The 21,529-nt window shown below is 71.7% G+C and carries 19 protein-coding genes; all 19 read left to right on the top strand.

Annotation, left to right across the window (positions count from 1 at the left end; all coding sequences use genetic code 11):
* Window positions 1-79: 79 nt before the first annotated feature.
* The 19 genes from ACIQM4_RS12760 to ACIQM4_RS12850 all read left to right on the top strand — a co-directional run bounded on the left by ACIQM4_RS12760 (window position 80) and on the right by ACIQM4_RS12850 (window position 21,489).
* Window positions 80-1,114 (top strand): ketoacyl-ACP synthase III family protein, encoded by a 1,035-nt coding sequence (locus ACIQM4_RS12760; protein WP_401589912.1) that lies wholly within the window; start codon window positions 80-82, stop codon window positions 1,112-1,114.
* An 86-nt stretch (window positions 1,115-1,200) separates the two neighbouring features.
* The gene (locus tag ACIQM4_RS12765) at window positions 1,201-5,052 is read left to right on the top strand and encodes a type I polyketide synthase (protein ID WP_401589915.1); all 3,852 of its coding nucleotides are present in this window, start codon (window positions 1,201-1,203) and stop codon (window positions 5,050-5,052) included.
* 186 nt (window positions 5,053-5,238) lie between these two features.
* Complete coding sequence (locus ACIQM4_RS12770; protein WP_401589918.1) at window positions 5,239-6,306, top strand: glucose-1-phosphate thymidylyltransferase; 1,068 nt, start codon at window positions 5,239-5,241, stop codon at window positions 6,304-6,306.
* 29 nt (window positions 6,307-6,335) lie between these two features.
* Window positions 6,336-7,400, top strand: a complete 1,065-nt coding sequence (rfbB, locus tag ACIQM4_RS12775) for a dTDP-glucose 4,6-dehydratase (RefSeq protein WP_401589921.1) — start codon at window positions 6,336-6,338, stop codon at window positions 7,398-7,400.
* Between the two features lie 101 nt (window positions 7,401-7,501).
* A complete protein-coding gene (locus tag ACIQM4_RS12780; RefSeq protein WP_401589924.1) occupies window positions 7,502-8,530 on the top strand; it encodes an NAD-dependent epimerase/dehydratase family protein in 1,029 nt (342 codons plus the stop codon).
* 57 nt (window positions 8,531-8,587) lie between these two features.
* Window positions 8,588-9,304, top strand: a complete 717-nt coding sequence (locus ACIQM4_RS12785; protein ID WP_401589927.1) for a class I SAM-dependent methyltransferase — start codon at window positions 8,588-8,590, stop codon at window positions 9,302-9,304.
* Between the two features lie 35 nt (window positions 9,305-9,339).
* Window positions 9,340-10,011 (top strand): phytanoyl-CoA dioxygenase family protein, encoded by a 672-nt coding sequence (locus tag ACIQM4_RS12790; RefSeq protein ID WP_401589930.1) that lies wholly within the window; start codon window positions 9,340-9,342, stop codon window positions 10,009-10,011.
* A gap of 51 nt (window positions 10,012-10,062) precedes the next feature.
* A complete protein-coding gene (locus ACIQM4_RS12795; protein ID WP_401589933.1) occupies window positions 10,063-11,355 on the top strand; it encodes a nucleotide disphospho-sugar-binding domain-containing protein in 1,293 nt (430 codons plus the stop codon).
* Window positions 11,352-12,365 carry an SDR family NAD(P)-dependent oxidoreductase gene (locus tag ACIQM4_RS12800; RefSeq protein ID WP_401589936.1) on the top strand — a complete coding sequence of 338 codons (1,014 nt, stop codon included), beginning with the start codon at window positions 11,352-11,354 and terminating at the stop codon, window positions 12,363-12,365. Before ACIQM4_RS12795 ends, ACIQM4_RS12800 begins: the two co-directional genes overlap by 4 nt.
* Complete coding sequence (locus ACIQM4_RS12805; RefSeq protein ID WP_401589939.1) at window positions 12,362-13,081, top strand: methyltransferase domain-containing protein; 720 nt, start codon at window positions 12,362-12,364, stop codon at window positions 13,079-13,081. The genes ACIQM4_RS12800 and ACIQM4_RS12805 overlap by 4 nt, the downstream gene beginning before the upstream one ends.
* Window positions 13,078-14,070: an aldo/keto reductase gene (locus ACIQM4_RS12810; RefSeq protein ID WP_401589942.1), complete on the top strand. Its 993-nt coding sequence runs from the start codon at window positions 13,078-13,080 to the stop codon at window positions 14,068-14,070. Before ACIQM4_RS12805 ends, ACIQM4_RS12810 begins: the two co-directional genes overlap by 4 nt.
* Window position 14,071: 1 nt before the next feature.
* Window positions 14,072-14,803 (top strand): FkbM family methyltransferase, encoded by a 732-nt coding sequence (locus ACIQM4_RS12815; RefSeq protein ID WP_401589945.1) that lies wholly within the window; start codon window positions 14,072-14,074, stop codon window positions 14,801-14,803.
* Entirely contained in the window at window positions 14,800-15,741 is a 942-nt protein-coding gene (locus tag ACIQM4_RS12820; RefSeq protein ID WP_401589948.1) for a phytanoyl-CoA dioxygenase family protein, read from the top strand. The genes ACIQM4_RS12815 and ACIQM4_RS12820 overlap by 4 nt, the downstream gene beginning before the upstream one ends.
* Window positions 15,738-16,577, top strand: coding sequence for a class I SAM-dependent methyltransferase (locus ACIQM4_RS12825; protein WP_401589951.1), 840 nt, complete (start codon window positions 15,738-15,740; stop codon window positions 16,575-16,577). Before ACIQM4_RS12820 ends, ACIQM4_RS12825 begins: the two co-directional genes overlap by 4 nt.
* Complete coding sequence (locus tag ACIQM4_RS12830; RefSeq protein WP_401589954.1) at window positions 16,574-17,764, top strand: twitch domain-containing radical SAM protein; 1,191 nt, start codon at window positions 16,574-16,576, stop codon at window positions 17,762-17,764. Before ACIQM4_RS12825 ends, ACIQM4_RS12830 begins: the two co-directional genes overlap by 4 nt.
* A complete protein-coding gene (locus ACIQM4_RS12835; RefSeq protein WP_401589957.1) occupies window positions 17,761-18,732 on the top strand; it encodes an ATP-binding cassette domain-containing protein in 972 nt (323 codons plus the stop codon). The genes ACIQM4_RS12830 and ACIQM4_RS12835 overlap by 4 nt, the downstream gene beginning before the upstream one ends.
* A complete protein-coding gene (locus ACIQM4_RS12840; protein ID WP_401589960.1) occupies window positions 18,732-19,526 on the top strand; it encodes an ABC transporter permease in 795 nt (264 codons plus the stop codon). The genes ACIQM4_RS12835 and ACIQM4_RS12840 overlap by 1 nt, the downstream gene beginning before the upstream one ends.
* The gene (locus ACIQM4_RS12845) at window positions 19,523-20,527 is read left to right on the top strand and encodes a thiamine pyrophosphate-dependent dehydrogenase E1 component subunit alpha (protein ID WP_401589963.1); all 1,005 of its coding nucleotides are present in this window, start codon (window positions 19,523-19,525) and stop codon (window positions 20,525-20,527) included. The genes ACIQM4_RS12840 and ACIQM4_RS12845 overlap by 4 nt, the downstream gene beginning before the upstream one ends.
* Entirely contained in the window at window positions 20,527-21,489 is a 963-nt protein-coding gene (locus ACIQM4_RS12850) for an alpha-ketoacid dehydrogenase subunit beta (protein WP_401589966.1), read from the top strand. Before ACIQM4_RS12845 ends, ACIQM4_RS12850 begins: the two co-directional genes overlap by 1 nt.
* Window positions 21,490-21,529: the final 40 nt, after the last annotated feature.

Below are 21,529 nucleotides of genomic sequence, written 5' to 3' on the forward strand. Positions count from 1 at the left end.
GCTCACCGAATAGAATTTCCCCGGAATGCGGAATTGTGCGCGCCGGGTCAAGTACGCCTGAAAAACAGGGAGGTGGGTCGTGGAAACAACCGACCTGTACATCGGTGCTCTCGGCGTTTTCGTACCGCCCTTGGTCAGCGTCGAGAGGGCCGTGGAGCGAGGTCTTTACCCGGCCACGGAGGCCGAGGCGCACGAACTCGGCGGGACCGCGGTGGCCGGCGATGTCCCCCCGCCGGAAATGGCCTTGCGGGCGGCGCAGCAGGCGGTCAAGAGGTGGGGCGGATCGCCGACCGAATTCGATCTGCTGCTGTACGCGAGCACCTGGCACCAGGGGCCGGACGGCTGGCCGCCCCAGGCGTACGTGCAACGGCACCTGACGGGCGGCGACATGCTCGCCCTGGAGATCAGGCAGGGCTGCAACGGCGTGTTCAGCGCGCTGGAGCTCGCCACCGCCTACCTCCGGGCCGATCCCGCCCGTACGAGCGCGCTGATCGTCGCGGCCGACAACTACGGGACACCGCTGATGGACCGGTGGCGGATGGGCCCCGGCTTCATCGGGGGCGATGCCGGGTCGGCCCTGGTGCTGACCAAGCGGCCCGGCTTCGCCCGGCTCCGCTCGCTGGCCTCCAAGGGGCTGCCGGAGATCGAGTCGCTGCACCGGGGTGACGAGCCGCTGTTCCCGCCGAGCATCACCCGGGGCCGCCCCACCGACTTCAGTGCCCGTATCGGCCAGCAGTTCGCCACCCGCAGTCCCGCCTCCGTGGCGATGGCCCAGATCCAGGACCACATGACGGAGATCGCCGAGCGCGCGCTGGCCGGGGCCGGGATCACCATGCAGGACGTCGCCCGCGTGTCCTTCATGAACTACTCGCGCGAAGTGGTCGAGCAGCGCTGCATGGCGGCCTGGGGCCTGCCGCTGTCCCGGTCGACCTGGGAGTTCGGCCGGGAGGTCGGCCACTGCGGGGCCAGCGACCACCTGCTCTCCATGGAACACCTGGTACGGACCGGCGAACTGGGCCCCGGTGACCACGTCCTGCAACTCGCCACGGCCCCCGGCCTGGTGGTCTCCAGCGCCGTCCTGGAGGTCCTCGAATCTCCGGACTGGACCGCATGACGAACCCGGGCCACGAAGAACCGTGCGTGACGAACCGGGGCGACGGAGAGCCACGCATGACGAACCCGGGCGACGGAGCACCACGCATGACGAACACGGGCAACGACGAACGGAGTACTGCCGTGAACCCCATCGAGCACCCGACGGGCTCCCTCCCCCCGGTGGCCGTGGTCGGTGTCGGATGCCGGTTTCCCGGGGGCGTCAACTCGCCCGGTGAGTTCTGGGACCTGCTGATGGCCGGGCGCAACACCGTCGGTGAGATTCCCCCCGGCCGCTGGGAGAGCTACCGGGACTTCGGCCCGCGGTTCGACGCGGCGCTGCGGACGGCCATCCGCTCCGGCAGCTTCCTGGACGACGACATCGCGGGCTTCGACGCCGAGTTCTTCGGCATCTCGCCCCGCGAGGCCGAGCTGATGGACCCGCAGCAGCGCCTCGTGCTGGAGGTGGCCTGGCAGGCACTGGAGCACGCGGGCATCGCGCCGCACACCCTGGCGGGCAGCGACACCGGTGTGTTCGCCGGCGTCTGCACCTACGACTACGGCGCCGGCCGGCTGGAGGACCTGCCGGACATCGAGGCGTGGACGGGCATCGGGGCGGCGGTCTGCGGGGTGTCGAACCGCGTCTCCCACGCGCTCGACCTGCGCGGGCCCAGCCTCTCCGTCGACACCGCGTGCTCGGCCTCGCTGGTGGCGCTGCACACCGCCGCGCAGAGCCTGCGGCTCGGCGAGTGCACCCTGGCGCTGGCCGGGGGAGTCAACCTGGTGGTCTCACCGGGGCAGACGCTCGCCCTGGGCGCGGCGGGCGCGCTGGCGCCCGACGGCCGGAGCAAGCCGTTCTCCGCGTCCGCCGACGGGTACGGGCGGGGCGAGGGCTGCGGTGTCCTGGTCCTCAAGCTGCTGGCGGACGCCGAACGCGACGGTGACCGGGTGCTCGCGGTACTGCGCGGCAGCGCCGTCAACCAGGACGGCCGGACCAACGGCATCATGGCCCCCTGCGGGCAGGCTCAGGAGCACGTCATGCGGCGCGCGCTGGCCGCCGCGGGCGTCACGGCCGACACGGTCGGCTTCGTGGAGGCCCACGGCACCGGCACCCGCGTCGGCGACCCCATGGAGGTCGGGGCGATCGGCGCGGTCTACGGCCAGGGCCGCTCCGGCGACGAGGCCTGCGTGATCGGGTCCGTGAAGTCCAACATCGGGCACCTGGAAGGGGCCGCCGGGGTCGCCGGGGTCATCAAGGCGGTCCTCACCCTCGGTGCCGACGTGATCCCGGCCAGCCTGCTCGACGGTGCGCCGAACCCCGAGATCGACTGGGCAGGCCTCGACATCCGGCTGGCGACGAGTGCCGTGCCGTGGCCGGAGCGCCCGCACCCCCGCCGGGCCGCCGTGTCCGGGTTCGGCTACGGCGGGACCGTGGCCCACGTGGTCCTGGAACAGGCGCCCACGGCAGCGGTTCCCGCACCGGACGCGGAGCCGGCCGGAGCCCTGTTCCCGGTGTCCGCGGCCTCCCCCGGGGCGCTGGGCGACCGGGCCGCCGCGCTCGCGCGACGGGTCGAGGAGGGCGCGGACCTGGCCTCGCTCGGGCACACCCTGGCCCACCGGCTCTCCCCGCTGGAGCACCGGGCCGCGGTCGTGGCCACCGATCGCGAGGAACTGGCCGCGGGGCTGCGCGCGCTGGCCGCGGGCGAGCCCGCGCCCGGTGTCGTCACCGGCGCCGCCCTGCCGGCCGCCGGCCGTCCCGTCTGGGTCTTCTCGGGCCATGGCTCCCAGTGGGCCGGGATGGGCCGCGAACTCCTGGAGGCGGAGCCGGTCTTCGCCGAGGTGATCGACTCGCTGGAGCCGGTGTTCAAGGAGGAGATCGGGTTCTCGCCCCGGCAGATGCTGCTGGAGAGCGAGCACACCGAGGTCGACGGCGCCCAGACCATGATCTTCGCGATGCAGCTCGGGCTCGCCGCGCTGTGGCGCTCCCGGGGCGTCGAGCCCGCCGCCGTCGTGGGCCACTCGGTCGGCGAGATCGCCGCCGCCGTCACCGCGGGGGCACTGAGCACGACCGACGGGGCCCGGCTGATCTGCCGCAGGTCGTCGCTGCTGCGCGAGGTCGCGGGGCGCGGCGCGATGGCGATGGTCTCGCTGCCCTTCGACGAGGTCGCCGAGCGCCTCGCGGGCAACGGGGCGGTCGTCGCGGCCATCGCGTCCTCGACGGCATCCACCGTGATCTCGGGCGACCCGGGGGCGGTGGAGGAGATCGTCGGCCGCTGGAGCGAGGAGGGGACGGTGGTACGGCGGGTCGCGTCCGACGTGGCCTTCCACAGCCCGCACATGGACCCCCTGCTGGAGCGGCTGCGCGCGGACGCCGGCGAACTGGAGCCGCGCACCCCGCACACCCGCCTGTACACGACCGCGCTCGCGGATCCGCGGGCCGGGGTGAGCGCCGACGGCGCGTACTGGGCGGCGAACCTGCGCAACCCGGTACGGCTCGCCGCCGCGGTCGCCGCCGCGGCCGAGGACGGCCACCGCGCGTTCGTCGAGCTGTCCCCGCACCCCGTGGTCGCGCACTCGATCCACGAGACGCTGGCCGCGTGCGACGTGGAGGACGTGTTCGTCGGCACCACGCTCCGGCGGAACCGGCCCGAGGCCGCCACCTTCCGGGCCGCCGTGGGCGCGGCCCACTGCCACGACGTGGCCGTGGACTGGTCGACGCTCCAGCCCGGCGGGCCGCAGCACTTCGAGACCCTGCCGTCCTACCCCTGGCAGCACCGCCCGCTCTGGCGGTCCGCCGCCGGGACGCGGGGCGGCGAGCGGGGTCACGACGTCGGCTCCCACACGCTGCTCGGCACGCCCGGTGGCGTCGCGGGCAGTGAGGTGCGGCTGTGGCACAGCACGCTGGACGACGACAGCCGCCCGTACCCGGGCAGCCACGCCCTCAACGGCGTGGAGATCGTCCCGGCCGCCGTGCTGGTGGCCACCTTCCTGGCCGCCCGGCCCGAGGACGGCGAGAGCGTCGCACTGGCGGACATGACGATGACCCACCCGGTGCTGACGGCAGGTCAGCGGCAGATCCAGGTCGTCCGCGACGGCGCGGCGGTGCGGCTGGCCTCGCGCACGGTCGCCGACGCGTCCGACCCGAACCCCGGCTGGCTCGTCCACACCGAGGCCCGGACGGTCGCGCCCGACCTCGACGGCCTGGCGCGGCAGTCCCTGCTGGATCCCGGCGAGCACCGTCTCGAACCCGCCGACCCCGGCATGGTCGCCCGGCGGCTGGCCGAGGTGGGTGTGCCCTCGACCGGTTTCGAGTGGGGCGTGGAGAGCCTGTCCGCCGGTCTCGGCGTGCTGCGCGCCCTGGTCTCCTCGCCGGACACCACGTCCTGGGCCCCGCTCCTGGACGCGGTGATGTCGATCGCGCCCGCCGCCTTCGAGGGCCTTCCGCTGCTCCGCATGGTCGTGCGCGTCGACGGGATCACCGTGGCGGGCCCGCCCCCGAGCACCGCGACGGTCGAGGTGGTGCCCGACCCCGGTGTCGCCGACACCGTGCACGCCCTGGTCACCGATCAGGACGGCCGCCCGGTGGCGAGCCTGCGCGGCCTGCGCTACCCGGTGGTCGAGCAGTCGCCCGTACCGGAGGCGAACGAGCCGGGGAGCGAGGCGCTCCCCGAAGCGGTGTCGTTCTCGGGTCTCGCGCCGGACGAACTGCGCTCCCGGCTGCTCGAAGTGGTGCGCGAACAGATCGCGCAGGAGATGCGACTCGCGCCGGCCTCCCTGCACGTCCGCCGCCCGCTGGTGGAGCAGGGGCTCGACTCGGTGATGACGGTGGTGGTGCGCCGCCGGCTGGAGAAGCGACTCGGCCGGGACGTGCCCGCCGACATCTTCTGGAAGCTGCCCACCATCAACGCCATCGTCGACCACCTCACCGAGAGGTTCACCGAGGACGGCCGTGCGTCCTGATTCCCGTACGGATACCGCACGGCCCCGGGGACGGCGAGGTGAAAAGGCCGCGTGGGGCGGCGAAAAAGCTTAGGGAAAACCTGAAGAACACGCCCGTAGGATCGTTGTTGAGCGGAGACAGCCGATGCCAATCGGAGCGCCCTTGAAACGACTTGAGCCAATGGCTCTGACTGCAAGGTGTGGGATATGAAGGCACTCGTACTGGTGGGTGGAATTGGCTCCAGATTGCGGCCGATAACGCACACCTCGGCAAAACAACTCATCCCGGTGGCCAACAGGTCCGTTCTGGCCTACGTACTGGATTCCCTCAAGGAAGTCGGAATTACGGAGGTCGGGATAGTCGTCGGGACGACCGCGGCGGAGATCCAGGCGGCGGTGGGCGACGGTGCGCAGTTCGGACTGGACGTCACCTACATCATGCAGGACGTCCCGCGCGGTCTGGCTGACGCCGTACTCATCAGCCGCGACTTCCTCGGTGACGACGACTTCGTCATGTACCTGGGTGACAACTACGTCGTGGACGGCATCGTCGACTTCGTCGCGGACTTCCGCAGGGACTCGCCGGCCGCCCAGGTCATGCTCGCCCAGGTCGCCGACCCGCGTGCGTTCGGCGTGGCCGAGCTCGACGCCGACGGCCGGGTCACCGCGCTGGTGGAGAAGCCGCAGGATCCCAGGAGCGACCTGGCGGTCGTCGGCGTCTACATCTTCGGACCGCAGGTGCACGAGGCCGTGGCCCACATCGTCCCCTCCTGGCGCAACGAGCTGGAGATCACGGACGCGATGCAGTGGCTGATCGACCACGGGTCGGCCGTCGGCGCCACGGTGATCGACCGGTACTGGAAGGACGCCGGGAACGTCACCGACATGCTGGAGATGAACCGGCACCTGCTGGAGACGCTGGAGCGGCGCGTCGACGGCGAGGTGGACGAGGCCAGCGAGCTCGTGGGCCGGGTGGTGGTGGAGGCGGGAGCGAAGATCACCGGCTCGCGCATCGTCGGCCCGGTGGTCATCGGTCCTGACACGGTGGTGCAGGACTCGTACATCGGTCCTTTCACCTCCGTCGAGGGCAACTGCCGGGTCGCGCACAGCGAGCTCCAGTACTCGATCGTGATGCGCGGCGCCTCGATCGAGGGTGTCGCCCGGGTCGAGAACTCCCTGATCGGCCGGGACAGCGAGGTCAACGCCGCACCACGGACGTCGACCGCGCACTGTCTGGTGCTGGGCGACCACAGCAGGGTCCAGGTCGCAGGTTGAACACGCCCCCGGGGACGGTGAGTACGACGGTGGACGCACGGCAGGAGGACCCGCGGCACGACGGCGCGGGCGCGGAACGGGGACGGCACGTCCTGGTCATCGGCGGCGCCGGTTTCATCGGCTCGCACTACGTGCGCGAACTGGTCCGCGACGGCGGCCCGGCGCGGGTGACCGTGCTGGACAAGCTGACGTACGCCGGGAACAGGGCGAACCTGGCACCCGTCGCGGGCCGCCACACCTTCGTCCAGGGCGACATCTGCGACGCCCGGCTGCTCGCGGAGGTGGTCCCAGGACACGACCTGGTGGTCAACTTCGCGGCCGAGTCGCACGTCGACCGCTCGATCGCCGACGCGGCTCCTTTCGTACGCACCAACGTGCAGGGGGTGCAGACCCTCATGCAGGTGTGCCTGGAGGCCGGCACGCCCAGGATCGTGCAGGTCTCCACCGACGAGGTCTACGGCAGCATCGAGAGCGGCTCCTGGGACGAGGACGCGCCGCTCTCGCCCAACTCCCCCTACGCGGCGTCCAAGGCGGGCGGCGACCTGGTCGCCCTCTCCTACGCCCGTACGCACGGGCTGCCGGTGAGCGTGACGCGCTGCGGCAACAACTACGGGCCGTACCAGTTCCCCGAGAAGGTCGTCCCGCTGTTCACCACCCGGCTGCTGGACGGGTACGGCGTCCCGCTGTACGGGGACGGCGGCAACGTCCGGGACTGGATCCACGCGGCGGACCACGTGCGGGGCATCCGGCTGGTCGCCGAACGCGGCCTGCCGGGGCAGATCTACCACATCGCGGGCACGGCGGAACTGACCAACCTCGAACTCACTCAGCACCTGCTGCACGCGTTGGGCGCCGGCTGGGACCGGGTCGAGCGGGTCGCCGACCGCAAGGGGCACGACCGGCGTTACTCGCTCTGCGACGCCCGGCTGCGGGCGCTCGGCTACGCGCCGGGCGTGCCGTTCGAGCAGGGCCTCGCCGACACGGTGCGCTGGTACGCCGAGAACCGGGACTGGTGGCAGCCGCTGTGCGACCGCGCCCCGGCCCCGGGCACGGCGGGTGCGGCCCCGGTGGGCGCCGCCCGCACCCATGACTAGGCAGACACCGTCCGAGGTGTCGCCCTTCGCCGGCGAAGTTCCCCTTCGCGTTGATTCCCAGATTCCCAGATTCCCAGATTCCCAGATTCCCAGGAGATTTGATGGCGCACTGTCTGGTGACCGGCGGAGCCGGTTTCATCGGCTCCCACGTGGCGGAGGCCCTGCTCGCGCGCGGGCACCGGGTATCGGTTCTGGACGACCTCAGTGGCGGCAGCGCCGAGCGTGTTCCCGAGGGCGCGCAGCTGTTCACCGGTTCGGTGACCGACGCGGAACTGGTCGAGGGACTCTTCGCGGAACAGCGGTTCGACCGGGTGTTCCACTTCGCCGCGTTCGCGGCGGAGGCCATCAGCCACTCGGTGAAGAGTCTGAACTACGGCACCAACGTGATGGGCAGCGTGAACCTCATCAACGCGGCGCTGCGCACCGGTGTCTCGTTCTTCTGCTTCGCCTCCTCGGTGGCGGTGTACGGGCACGGCGAGACCCCGATGCGGGAATCGTCGATCCCGGTACCGGCCGACAGTTACGGCAACGCCAAGCTCACGGTCGAGCGCGAGCTGGAGACGACGATGCGGTCCCAGGGGCTGCCGTTCACCGCTTTCCGTATGCACAACGTGTACGGCGAATGGCAGAACATGCGCGACCCCTATCGCAACGCGGTCGCCATCTTCTTCAACCAGATCCTGCGCGGCGAACCGATATCGGTCTACGGCGACGGCGGCCAGGTACGGGCCTTCAGTTACGTCAAGGACGTGGTGGACGTCATCGTGCGCGCCCCGGAGACCGAGCGGGCGCACGGCCGCGCGTTCAACGTCGGCTCGTCCCGCACCAACACGGTCCTGGAGCTGGCGCAGGCCGTGCGCCGCGCGGCCGGGGTCCCCGACCACCCCATCGCGCACCTGCCCGCCAGGGACGAGGTGATGGTCGCCTACACCGCCACCGACGCGGCCCGCGAGACCTTCGGCGACTGGGCGGACACACCGCTGACGGACGGGCTGGCCGCGACCGCCGCGTGGGCCGCTTCCGTCGGCCCCGCGGAGCTGCGCCCCTCCTTCGAGATCGAGATCGGCGGAGAGCGCGTCCCGGAGTGGGCGCAGTGCGTGGCCGACCGGCTGGGAGCCGCGAGCCGATGACCGCCGGCACGAGCACGTCGCACTTCGAAGCGCACCTGACAGTGGAGGTAGGACACAGTGAACGAGCTTGAGATTCGGCGCCGGGTGCAGGAACTGGAGCCGTGGGTCAACGACTTCGTCTTCGAAGGAGTCCGTTATGCCACCGCCTCCACGCGCGACTACCTGCTGAGCCACCCCCCGCAGGAGCGGGCCGACGCGTTCTTCGCGGCCTTTCCCGCGGCCAAGCGGGTCCTGGAACTCGGCGCGCTGGAGGGCGCGGACACGCTGGCGATGGCGGGCCGGTCCGGCGTCGAGATCCTCGCCCTGGAGGGGCGCGCGGAGAACCTGCGGCGGGCCGAGTTCGTCATGGAGGTGCACGGGGCCGGCAACGTCGAACTGCGGCTCGCCGACGTGGAGTCGATGGACTTCGCAGAGCTCGGCCACTTCGACGCCACGCTGTGTGCCGGGCTCCTCTACCACGTGCAGCGGCCCTGGCAGCTCCTCGCGGACATCGGCGCCGTCTCCGACTGCCTCTATGTCTCCACCCACTACTGGGGCGGTGCGCAGGGGCTGACCGACATCGAGGGTTACGACGTCCACCTCGTCCGCGAGGACCACCCCGAGCCGCAGGCCCGCGGCCTGAGCGTCGACGTGCGCTGGCTGGACCGGCCGTCGCTGATGCGCGCCCTGGAGGAGGCGGGCTTCACCGACGTCGAGGTCCTCCAGGAGCGCAGGACGGACGAGGTCTGCAACATCGTGGCCGCCTGCCGCAAGGCCGGCGTGCCCCGCTCGTGACGGTCCGGGCCGAGAGGGAGGAAGTGGACGGATCCATGACTGCACCAGCACACCACCGCGCCACGGCGGTCGAGCAGTTCCGGCGGGACGGTTTCGCGAACGCGGGCGCGGTGCTCCCCCCGGAGGCGGTCGCCCGCCTCAAGGAGGGCGCCGTCCGGCTCATCGCCGCCTTCACCGACGAGGGCCTGCGCGCCGACGACTACTGGAACTTCCCCGTCGAGGGGGACGAGCGTCCCGTTCTCTACCGCGTGCACAACCTGGAGAAGCAGGACTGGTCCCCCGAGCGGGAGTTGCTGCACCGCGAGGAACTGGCGGAGCTCGCCGCCGCCTTCGTGGGAGGGCCGGTCGTGCCCACCGCCTACGCACTCGTCCTCAAGGAGCCGTACCGCGCCGCGGAGGTCCCCTGGCACCGCGACCGCGTCAACGTCGGCCCGCACACGGTCTGCAACCTGAGCATCTGCCTGGACGACGCCGGCCCGCAGAACGGCTGCCTGGAGGCCGTCCCGGGCTCCCACCTGCTCCCCGACGACGCCGAGGTCCCCGAGGTCCGTGCGAGCGGACCCGTGGTTGCGGTCCCGGCGCGCGAGGGCGACGTGGTGGTGCACGACGTCCGGCTCGTCCACGGTTCGGGCCAGAACACCAACGGCGCCTGGCGGCGGACCATCGTCATCGAGTACGCCGACCCGGCCGCACCGCCGGCGCCCTGAGCGCCGAGCCGCAGGGCACAACATCGACCGGCAGGTCAGGGAGTCTTTCGGATGAGAATTCTGTTCACCGCCTCGAACTGGGCGGGGCATTACATGTGCATGGTGCCCCTGGCCTGGGCGCTGCGCGCCGCGGGACACGAGATCCGGGTGGCGTGCCCGCCGTCGCAGGAGCGGGGCGTCGCCGCGACCGGCCTGATGCCGGTTCCGGTGCTCGACGGCCCGGACATGATGGAGAGCGCCCGGCTGGCGTTCTACGTGCAGGCCATGTACACACCGCCGCAGTCCGGTCCGCGCCCGCTGCCGCTGCACCCCTTCACCGGTCAGTCGATGCAGTCGCTCAACGACTTCGACCCCGGCGAACTGCGTGACTTCTGGAAGAAGTCGATCGACGCGGTGCAGCGCAGCTACGACAACGCGGTGAACTTCGGCGAGCACTGGCGGCCCGACCTGGTGGTGCACGACATCATGGCCGTCGAGGGCGCGCTGGTCGCCGCGCTCCGCGGGGTGCCGAGTGTCTACGTCTCCCCGGGGTTCATCGGCACCGTGGAGACCGAGCCGGGGCTCGACCTGGTGTCGGCGGACCCGCTGTCGTGCTTCGAGAAGTACGGGGTCGAGTGGGGCCGCGACAAGATCGAGTACGCCGTGGACCCCTCGCCCGACGTGGCGGTGCCGCCGATGGGCGGCGCACTGCGGCTGCCCATGCGCTACGTCCCGTACAACGGCGCCCAGGGCGTGGACCCCTGGCAGCTGGGGCCGGTCCGGGGCAAACGCGTGTGCATCGTCTGGGGGAAGTCGGCATCGGGCATCTTCGGCGCCGACGTACCGGCGCTGCGGCACGCCATCGACACGTCGGTACGCCAGGGCGCGGAGGTGGTGCTGACCGCGCCGGTGGAGCAGGTGGACAAGCTGGGCACCCTGCCGGCCGGCGTCCGGGTGCTGCGCGACTGCCCGCTGGAACTCATCCTTCCGCAGTGTGACCTGCTGATTCACCACGGCAGCGCCAACTGCTACATGAACGGCATCGTGGCCGGGGTTCCGCAGCTCTCGCTCGCCCTCAACTACGACACGCTCATCTGCGGCCGGCGCATCGACCCGGCCGGCGCGACCGTGACCCTCTCCGGGCTCGAGGCCTCGGCCGAGAAGGTCGAGGAGGCGCTGGGCAAGGTGCTGTTCGACCACCGCTACCGCCTGGCGGCGCAGAAACTCCGGGACGGCGTCGAGCAGGCACCCTCGCCCGCCGCGGTCGCCGGGCTGCTGACCCGCCTCGCGCAAGAGGGCGGGCTCTCGGCGCAGGACGTCGCCGGGATCACCAACCACACCGCACAGGCCCGGAGGATCTCATGACGGTCGGGCCGGCGAAGGGGCAGCACGCCGTGGTCACCGGGGGCGCCGGCTTCATCGGCTCCCACCTGTGCGAGCGGCTCGTCGAGCAGGGCCTGCGGGTGACCTGCGTGGACAACCTGTCGACCGGCAGGACCGCCAACCTCGAGGCGCTGGCGGGCGACGAGCGGTTCACGCTGCTGCGGGCCGACGTGAGCGAGCCGTTCTCGGTCCAGGGGCCGGTGCACCACGTCGTGCACCTGGCGTCACCGGCGTCCCCCCTGGACTATCTGGCGCTCCCGCTGGAGACGCTGCGGGTCGGCTCGGCCGGGACCGAGAACGCGCTGCGCCTGGCGCACGAGCACGGCGCCCGCTTCGTGGTGGCCTCCACCTCGGAGATCTACGGCGACCCCGCCCAGCACCCGCAACGCGAGAGCTACTGGGGCAACGTCAACCCGATCGGCCCGCGGTCGGTGTACGACGAGGCGAAACGGTTCACCGAGGCGCTGACCGCCGCCTACTCACGCACGCTGGGCGTGAACACCGGCATCGCCCGCCTCTTCAACTCCTACGGTCCGCGGATGCGCCGCGACGACGGCCGGGTGGTGCCGACGTTCATCGGCCAGGCACTCGCCGGTTCGCCGCTCACCATCAACGGGACCGGCGACCAGACCCGGTCGCTCTGCTTCGTCGAGGACACGGTGCGGGGGCTGCTGGCCCTGATGGGCTCCTCCTTCCCCGGCCCGGTGAACATCGGCGCGACCGGCGAGATGACCGTCCGTGAGATCGCCGAGGCGATCGCCGGACACGCGGGGGCCGAGCTGCGGACGGAGTTCCGCGAGCCGGCCGAGGACGAGCCTGGCCGGCGCTGCCCCGACATCGAGACCGCCAGGGTGCAGCTGGGCTGGAAGCCCGAGGTGCCGCTGGCCGAAGGCATCAGACGCACCCTGCTCTGGTGGGGGAGCACCTACGCGCACGACACGGACCGCGACGGCGTGAACGAACCGAGCGACATCGGAAGTGGAGCGGCATGACAGGCGAGACACCCGCGGTCAAGGGAGTGCGTATCCCGAGGACCGTCGAGGAGCTCAACATGGTCTGGGAGTGGAACGACCCGGAGGGGATGCAGGTGCGCCTCGCGGGCTACCAGCCGCGCGACGAGTACCTGCACGACCGGGCCGGGCGGATCGACCAGATCGCCGGGGCACTGTCCCTGGACGCGGGCACCGACCTGTTCGAACTCGGCAGCGGCGAGGGTGTCATGGCCCGCGAGCTGGCGCTCCGGGTCAACAGCCTGCTGTGCGCGGACGTCAGCCTGTCCTTCCTCGACAAGGCCCGCGCCACCTGCGAGGGCAGGCAGAACGTGGCCTTCCACCACATCGAGAACGACTACCTGGCCCAGCTGCCCGAGGCCTCCTTCGACGCCGGGTTCGCGCTCAACGTCTTCATCCATCTGAACGCCTTCGAGGCCTTCCTCTACCTGCGGGAGATCCGGCGGGTGCTGCGCCCGGGCGGCCGGTTCCTCTTCAACTACCTCGACTTCGGCGAGGTGACCGGGCCGCAGTTCCACGAGTACGTCAAGAGCTACCCGGGCGCCCACCCGGTCGCCGTGAAGGGGTTCATGTCCTGGCTCGGCAGCGACGTGGTCCGCAAACTCGCCGCGGAGGCCGGGCTGGCACCGGTGCCCGGCTCGCAGGAGGACCACGGCGGCGTCTGCTTCCTCACCCTGTGCAGGCAGGAGGAGGCATGAGGTACCGCACGCTGGGACGCGAGGGCCCCAAGGTCTCCTCCGTCTGCCTGGGCACCTGGGCGCTGAGCGGATTCTGGGGCAGCAGCACCGAGCCGGCCGTGGAGGCGGTACGGCGCGCCTTCGACCTGGGCGTGAACTTCTTCGACAGCGCGCACTCCTACGGCGAGGGCAAGGCCGAGGCCGGCCTGGCCCGCGGTCTCGGCGACCTGCTGCGCACCCACCGCTCCGAGCTCGTCATCGCCACGAAGGGCGGGCTTGAGCTGCACGGCAACGGTGTGGTCCGCAACAGCGACGCCGCCTTCCTGCGGGCCAACCTGACCGACAGCCTGCGCACCCTGGGGACCGATTACGTGGACGTGTTCCTGGTCCACTGGCCCGACCCCCGCATCCCGCAGGCCGAGACCGCGGGTGTGCTGGCCGACCTCGTGGCGGAGGGGCTCACCCGGCAGGTGGGCGTCTCGAACCACACCGTCGAGGAGATGACCGAGTTCTCCGCCGTGACACCCCCGCAGGTCGCCCAGGTCCCCTTCAACATGCTCGACCGCTCGGTCGAGAAGCGGGTGCTGCCGCACTGCGAGGCCACCGGGACCGGCGTCATGGGATGGTCGGCGCTCGCCCACGGGGTGCTGGCGGGAGCGCTCCGCCCCGGCCAGGTGTTCCCGCCCGACGACTGGCGCGCCTACTCCCCGATCTTCCGGGGCGAGCGCTTCGCCGAACTGCTCGCGGCCGTGGACAGGCTGCGGGGATTCGCCGCCGAACGCGGGCACAGCGTGGCCCAGCTCGCGCTGGCCTCAGTGCTGGCCCACCCCGCCCAGGTCGTCCCGGTCATCGGCGCCCAGCTTCCCGAGCACCTGGAGGACAGCGTGCGGGCCGTGGACATCCACCTCGACGAGAGCGATCTGCTGGCGCTGGAAGGCCTGTTGGCCGGTGCGCCCGAGCTGGACGGCAGCGGGGACCAGCCGCCCGCGCGTGCGGAGAGGGCGGCCTGAGATGACGTCACACATCCCGGTGCAGGAGCTCAACGACTGGTACGACCGGCTCACCGTCGAGATCATCGAGCGGGTCTGCGAGCCGGACTCCTGCTGTCTGGACATCGGCGCCGGAGGCGGCGAGATACTCACGCACATGCGGCGGGCCGCCCCGCGCGGCCGGCACCTGGCAGTCGAGCCCCTGCCGCACTACGCCGAACAGCTGCGCGGCGACTTCCCCGAGGTCACGGTGTGGCAGGCCGCCGCCGCCGCGACCGCGGGCCGCGACAGCTTCGTCCACGTGGTCTCCAACCCCGGCTACAGCGGCCTGCGCCGGCGCCCGTACGACCGTGCCGACGAGACCCTGGTGGAGATCGCGGTCGACACCGTACGGCTGGACGACGTGGTCCCCGACGGCACCCGCCTGGACCTGGTGAAGGTGGACGTCGAGGGGGGCGAGGTGGGCGCCCTGCGCGGAGCCGCCGAGCTGCTGCGCAGACAGCGCCCCGTGGTGGTCTTCGAGCACGGCGGTGACCACGCCATGCGCGACTACGGCACCACCAGCGACGACCTGTGGGCGCTGCTGGTCGACGACCTCGGCTACACGCTGTACACCCTGTCGGCCTGGCTGGCGGCGGAACCGGGCCTGGACCGGGCCGCCTTCGCCGACGAGCTGCGCGCGCAGTGGTACTTCGTCGCCGACCACGAGCCCCCGTCCGCCCGTTCCCTCCGAGGAGAGGTGACCCCGTCATGACCGAGACAACCGACCCCTCCCTCGCCTCCCGCACCGTCCCCGAGTGCCGCATCCGGGAGACCGGCCTGCTCCCCGAGCACGTCACCGCCTTCCGGCGGCAGGGTGTGCTGGCCGTGCGCGGCCTGCTCGACCCCGCCGAACTGCAGTCGGTGCAGGAGGCCGCGGGCGGCCTGATCGACGACGCCTGGCGCACCCGGTCGATGCACGACACCATCTGGACGCTGGAGCCCGACGACCCCGACGCGGCCCCGGTGCGCATCGAGTACGTCATGGACAAGTCCCCGGTGCTGGCCCGGCTGGCGGGCCACCCGCTGCTGCTGCGGGCCATGGAGACCCTGGTGGGTCCGAACGTCATCCCGACCTGGGACAGCATGGTGTTCAAGACCACGGCGGGCGCGCCCCGGCTGCCCTGGCACCGCGACGGCCAGATGTACCCCGAGGCGGTCGCCGTCACCGGCGGCGGGCGCGTCATCGACGTGGGCATCTACCTCGACCCCGCGCCCGAGGACAACTGCGTCTGGGCCGTCCCGCAGTCCAACTACTGGCCGGACGAGCGGTTCACCGAGACCGCCGCCCGGCTGAACGCCACCGAGTGGGACACCACCGGGGCCGTCCCCGCCGTGATGGAGCCGGGCGACGCCCTGCTGCACAACATCCTGACGCTGCACGGCGCCCCGGCGGTGGTCGGCAAGCAGCGCAGGGTCGTCTACTACGAGTACCGGCCGGGCGAGGTGGAGCACCACCTGGGCCCGCACGTGCCCGCGTACGTGGGGCTCAAGCAGCAGGTGCTGCGCGCCTGCCTGGAGCAACGGGCGGCGTCCGCGGCCCACCGCGACGAGGAGCCCTTCGACTACCGCCCGGTGGAGCAGTACCGGCTGTGGGACGAGTCCCCCGAGATCTCCGGTCTGCGGTTCCCGCACGAGGAGTACTGGCGGTGACGAATCTGCTCCACCGCCTGCCGCTGCCGGGCACGCGGACCCCGGCGGCGCCCGCGCGCCCGCGCCGCACACCCACCGCCCAGGAGATCGTCGCCGAACGGTACCGGGAGCGGACGGACCCGCGCCCCGGTGACTGGGCCTACGCCCACCTCCTCGACCTGCGGCTGGCCCTCGCCGAGCAGCTCGCCGGGGCGTCCGGACGCTGGCTCGACCTCGGTGCGGGCACCTCGCCGTACCGCGAACTGCTCCCCGGCGCCCGGCTGGAGACCGCCGAGATGCGCGGCGGCGAGGACCTGAGCGCCGATCACGAGCTCGACGACGAGGGGCTGAGCAGCCTGCCCGACGGCTCGTTCGACGGTGTGCTCTCCACCCAGGTCCTGGAACACGTGACGGACCCGGACCGGCATCTGCGGGAGGCGCTGCGGCTGCTGCGGCCCGGCGGCACGCTGGTGCTCTCCACGCACGGGGTCTGGGAGGAACACGGCGGACAGGACCTGTGGCGCTGGACCGCCGACGGACTCACCGCGCAGGCCGAGCGGGCCGGCTTCACCGTGGACCGCGCGGTCAAGCTCACCTGCGGGCCCCGGGGGCTGCTGCTCCTGCTGCGCCACCACGGCCGGCAGCACGGCTGGCCCGGCGGCGGTCCGGTGGGACTGCTGCTGCGCGCCCTGGCCCTGGCCGACCGGCTGCGCCCGCGCGTCCTCGACGACTACCTCGACCGGGTCTTCGCGGACCTCGGCCGAGCCGAGGGCCCGGCCGAGCCGTTCTACCTGGACATCCTGCTGGCCGCCACCAAGCCCCGTACGCCGGAGAACCCGGAAAGAGACGCGAAGTGACCCAGAACCCGCCGAGCCCCACCATGTGCGTGCTGCCGTGGATCCATCAGTGCGCCTCCATCGACGGTGTCTACGGCCGCTGTTGCGTGGACGACTCGATGTACCACAACGAGCTGTACGAGTCCGTGGGCGAACCGGTCTTCAAGCTGAACGCCGACGCCATCGGCTGTACCCCCCACTCGCGGTACGCGGCGGACAACCCCGACGAGGTGCGGGGGCTGACCGAGGCGTTCAACAGCCCCAACATGCGGCGGACCCGGCTGGCGATGCTGGCCGGCGAGCGCGTGTCCGCGTGCGACTACTGCTACCACCGCGAGGACCGGGGCGCGACCTCCTACCGGCAGAGCATCAACGAACGGTTCGCCGACACGGTGGACCTGGACGAGCTGGCCGCACGCACCGCCGACGACGGGACGTACGACGAGTTCCCGTTCTTCCTCGACATCCGCTTCGGCAACACCTGCAACCTGCGCTGCGTGATGTGCGCCTACCCGGTCAGCTCCGGCTGGGGCGCCAAGAAACGGCCGTCCTGGTCGTCCGCGGTGATCGACCCCTACCGCGCGGACGAGGAGCTGTGGGCGACGCTGCGCGAGAACGCCCACCTCATCCGGCGGCTGTACTTCGCGGGCGGCGAGCCGTTCATGCAGCCGGGCCACTTCGCGACGCTGGACCTGCTGATCGAGACCGGCAACGCGGGCAACGTCGACATCGTCTACAACTCCAACCTCACGGTGCTGCCGGAGAAGGTCTTCGGCCTCTTCCCGCACTTCAAGAGCGTCGGGATCGGTGCCTCCTGCGACGGGGTGGGCGAGGTCTTCGAGCTCATCCGCGAGGGCGCGAAGTGGGACGTCTTCGTGGCGAACCTGCGCCGCATGAAGGGGGAGGTGGACCTGTGGCTCCAGGTCGCCCCGCAGCGGCTGAACCTGTGGGGGCTGCGGGACCTGCTGCTGTTCGCCCGTGCGGAGGGCCTGGAGGCGGACCTGGCCAACGTCGTGCAGTGGCCCGACGACCTGTCGGTCGCCAACCTCCCGGACGAGGAGAAACGCCGGGCGACCGTCGAGCTGACCGAACTGGCCGAGTGGTGCGACGGCCTTGGCTGGACCAAGCCCGCCGCGCACCTGCGGGCGCTGCGCGCGTTCATGAACGCGGCGGACCCGGCCGAACTGATCACTGAAGGAGGAGTATGAGCGGGTCGGCGAAAGCTGCCTTGATCGCCGAGGGGCTGCGCAAGACGTACGGGGCCGAGAGCGCGCTGGACGGTTTCGACCTCGTGGTGCCCGAGGGCACGGTGTGCGCCCTGCTCGGTCCCAACGGCGCGGGCAAGACCACCGCCGTGAGGATCCTGAGCACCCTGCTCAAACCGGACGGCGGCCGTGCCGTGGTGGCGGGCCACGACGTGACGCGCGCGCCCGCCGAGGTGCGCCGCTCGATCGGCGTCACCGGCCAGTACCCGGCGGTCGAGGAGATCCTGACCGGCCGCGAGAACCTGGAGATGTGGGGCCGCCTCTACCACGTGGGCGTCAAGGAGGCACGGCGCCGTACGGAGGAGCTGCTGGAGCTGTTCGAGCTGACCGAGGCCGCCGACAAGCGGCTCAAGCACTACTCGGGCGGTATGCGGCGCAGGCTGGACCTGGCGGCCGGCTTCTTCACCGTGCCCAAGGTGCTCTTCCTCGACGAGCCCACCACCGGCCTGGACCCCCGCAACCGCAACGAGGTCTGGAAGATGGTCCGTTCGATGGTCGGTCAGGGCACCACCGTGCTGCTCACCACGCAGTACCTGGAGGAGGCGGACCGGCTCGCGGACCAGATATCCGTGATCGACCAGGGACGCGCGGTCGTCGAGGGCACCCCCGAGACCCTCAAGTCCCTGGTCGGCGGCGACCGGATCGTGGTGACGCTGGCAGCCGGGTCCGACCTCGCGGGCGCCGCGGCGGACGTCGCCCGCCTGGCGGGGGCCGAACCCGAGGTCGACACCGAGACCCGCCGCATCGACGCGCCGGTACGGGACCGGGTCGGGGACCTGGTGGAGATCGTGCAGTCGCTGCGCGAACGGGGGCACCAGGTCGCCGACGTGGCGCTGCGCCGTCCGACGCTGGACGACGTGTTCCTGCACGTGACCAACCGTGCCGCTCGTAGGAAGGAGCCGGTCGGATGATGACCGTGCTGGAAAAGACCCGCTGGGCCGCCGTCGACGGCTGGGTGGTCGGCCGCGCCAACATGATCAACTGGCGCCGCAACCCCGGACTGATCTTCTACTGCGCGATGTTCCCGATCATGACCGTGGTCTTCGGCTACGTGTTCGGCAGCGCCATGTCCGTGGCGGGCGGCGGGGACTACCGCGAGTTCCTGATGCCGGGGCTGTTCGGCCAGGCGATGATGTTCGGCGTGGTGACGAGCATGCTGGCCGTCACCAGCGCGGTCTCCCGGGGGGTGACCGACCGGTTCCGCGCGATGCCGATGGCGCAGTCGGGCGTCGCGCTCGGCCGCAGTTTCGCCGACATGTTCAGCTCGGTGATCGAGCTGACGATCCTCCTCGGCTGCGGCCTGCTGGTCGGCTGGCGCTGGCACGAGGGAACCGGCAACGCGCTGGCGGCCCTCGGACTGCTCCTGCTGTGGCGCTACTCCCTCATCTGGGTCGGCGTCTATCTGGGGCTGCTGCTGCCCCCGGAGGCGGCCGGCGCGGCCTATGTGCCGATCCTGCCGCTGACGATGCTGGCCAACACCTTCGTGTCACCGGAGAAGATGCCCGGCTGGCTGGGCACCATCTCGGAGTGGAACCCGCTGTCTTCCACGGTGACCGCCTGCCGGGAGCTGTTCGGCAACCCGGGTGTCACGGGCAGTTCCTGGGTCGCCCAGCACGCGATCGAACTGGCCGTCGCCTGGCCCCTCGTACTGCTGCTGATCTTCGTACCGCTGTCGGTACGCCGCTACCGGACGCTCAGCCGGTGACCACAGGAGAAGGGACACCGGCGATGGAAGCCGAGTCGCGAGCCGTCCGGCTCTACCGGACGATGCGCCTGATCAGGGAATTCGAGGAGCGCTGCCTGGCGATGTCGCTGACCGGCGAGATCGTCGGCGGTATCCACCCCTACATCGGCCAGGAGGCGGTGGCCGCGGGCGTCTGCGCCGCACTCGGCCGCGATGACATCCTGACCAGCACTCACCGGGGCCACGGCCACGTCCTCGCCAAGGGCGCCGACCCGAGGCGGACGCTGGCCGAGCTGTGCGGGACGACCGCCGGCCTGAACCGGGGCCGGGGCGGTTCGATGCACGCCGCCGACGTCGGTCTCGGTGTGTACGGCGCGAACGGCATCGTGGGGGCGGGCGCGCCCATCGCCGCCGGTGCGGCCTGGACGTTCCAGCAGCGCGGCGACGACCGGGTGGCGGTGAGCTTCTTCGGCGACGGCGCGCTCAGCCAGGGCGTGGTGCTGGAGTCGTTCAACCTGGCCGCCCTGTGGCAGCTGCCGGTGGTCTTCGTCTGCGAGAACAACGGCTGGGCGACCAGCCTGCCGCTGAAGCGGTCGCTGGCCGGTGACGCGGTGGAGCGGGCCGCCGGGTTCGGTCTGACGGCGCGCGCGGTGGACGGCATGGACGCCGACGCCACCGCGGACGCCGCCGCCGAGGCCGTCGCACGCTGCCGCGAGGGCGGCGGCCCCACCTTCCTGGAGTGCCGGACCTACCGCTTCCACGGCCACCACTCCTTCGAGGAGCAGGTGGGGCTGACCTACCGGGACGCCGCCGAGGTCGGCGACTGGCACGCGCGCGACCCGCTCGTCGCCCAGAGCGCCCGGGTGCCGGAGGCCACGGCCGGCGCCATCGACGCCGAGATCAGCACGCTGATCGACGAGGCCGTGGAGTTCGCCCGCGCCGGGCAGGCCCCCGAGGCGGACGAAGCGCTCCACCACCTCTATGCCGACGGCACGACCGCGCGACCCGGAGTGATGATCTGATGGCTGCAGTTGCGTACATCACGGCGCTGAACCAGGCGCTCCACGACGAGATGGCCGTCGACGACCGCGTCTGCGTGTTCGGCGAGGACGTACGGCTCGGCCTCACCCAGGTCTCCAAGGGGCTGCACGAGCGCTACGGCGACGGACGGGTCGTCGACACACCGCTGTCCGAGCAGGCCTTCACCAGCCTGGCCACCGGCGCGGCGATGGCGGGGCAGCGGCCCGTCGTGGAGTACCAGATCCCCTCGCTGCTCTATCTGGTGTTCGAGCAGATCGCCAACCAGGCGCACAAGTTCTCGCTGATGACCGGGGGACAGGTGGAGGTCCCGGTGACCTACCTGGTGCCGGGTTCCGGTTCGCGCTCGGGGATGGCGGGCCAGCACTCCGACCACCCCTACAGCCTGTTCGCGCACGTGGGCGTCAAGACCGTGCTGCCCGCCACCGCGTCCGACGCCTACGGCCTGCTCCTGTCGGCCGTGCGCGACCCGGACCCGGTGATCGTCTTCGCGCCGAGCATGCTGATGGGGACGGTCGAGGAGGTGCCCGGCGAACTCGGCCCGGTACCGCTGGGCTCGGCCCGGATCCACCGTACGGGCGAGGACGTCACCGTCGTCGCCACCGGCCACTGCGTGCACGTCGCGCTGGCCGTCGCCGAGGCGATGGCGGACGAGGCCTCCATCGAGGTGGTGGACCCGCGCACGATCTACCCGATGGACTGGGAGACGATCCGTGCGTCGACGCAGAAGACCGGCCGGCTGGTCGTGATCGACGACGCCAACCGGATGAGCGGCATCGGCGGTGAGGTGCTGGCCACCGCGGCGGAGCAGTTCGACCTGGTGACCCGGCCCCGGCGGGTGACGCGGCCGGACGGCGCCGTCATCCCGTACGCGCTCGTGCTGGACCAGGCGCTGCTGCCGAACGCGGGCCAGCTGACCGACGCGATCCGCGCCGTCCTGAAGTGACGCGACGACGCGATCCGGATTCGAACGGAAGACGGGAGAG

It is taken from the genome of Streptomyces sp. NPDC091272, from assembly GCF_044757485.1.
Taxonomy (GTDB): domain Bacteria; phylum Actinomycetota; class Actinomycetes; order Streptomycetales; family Streptomycetaceae; genus Streptomyces.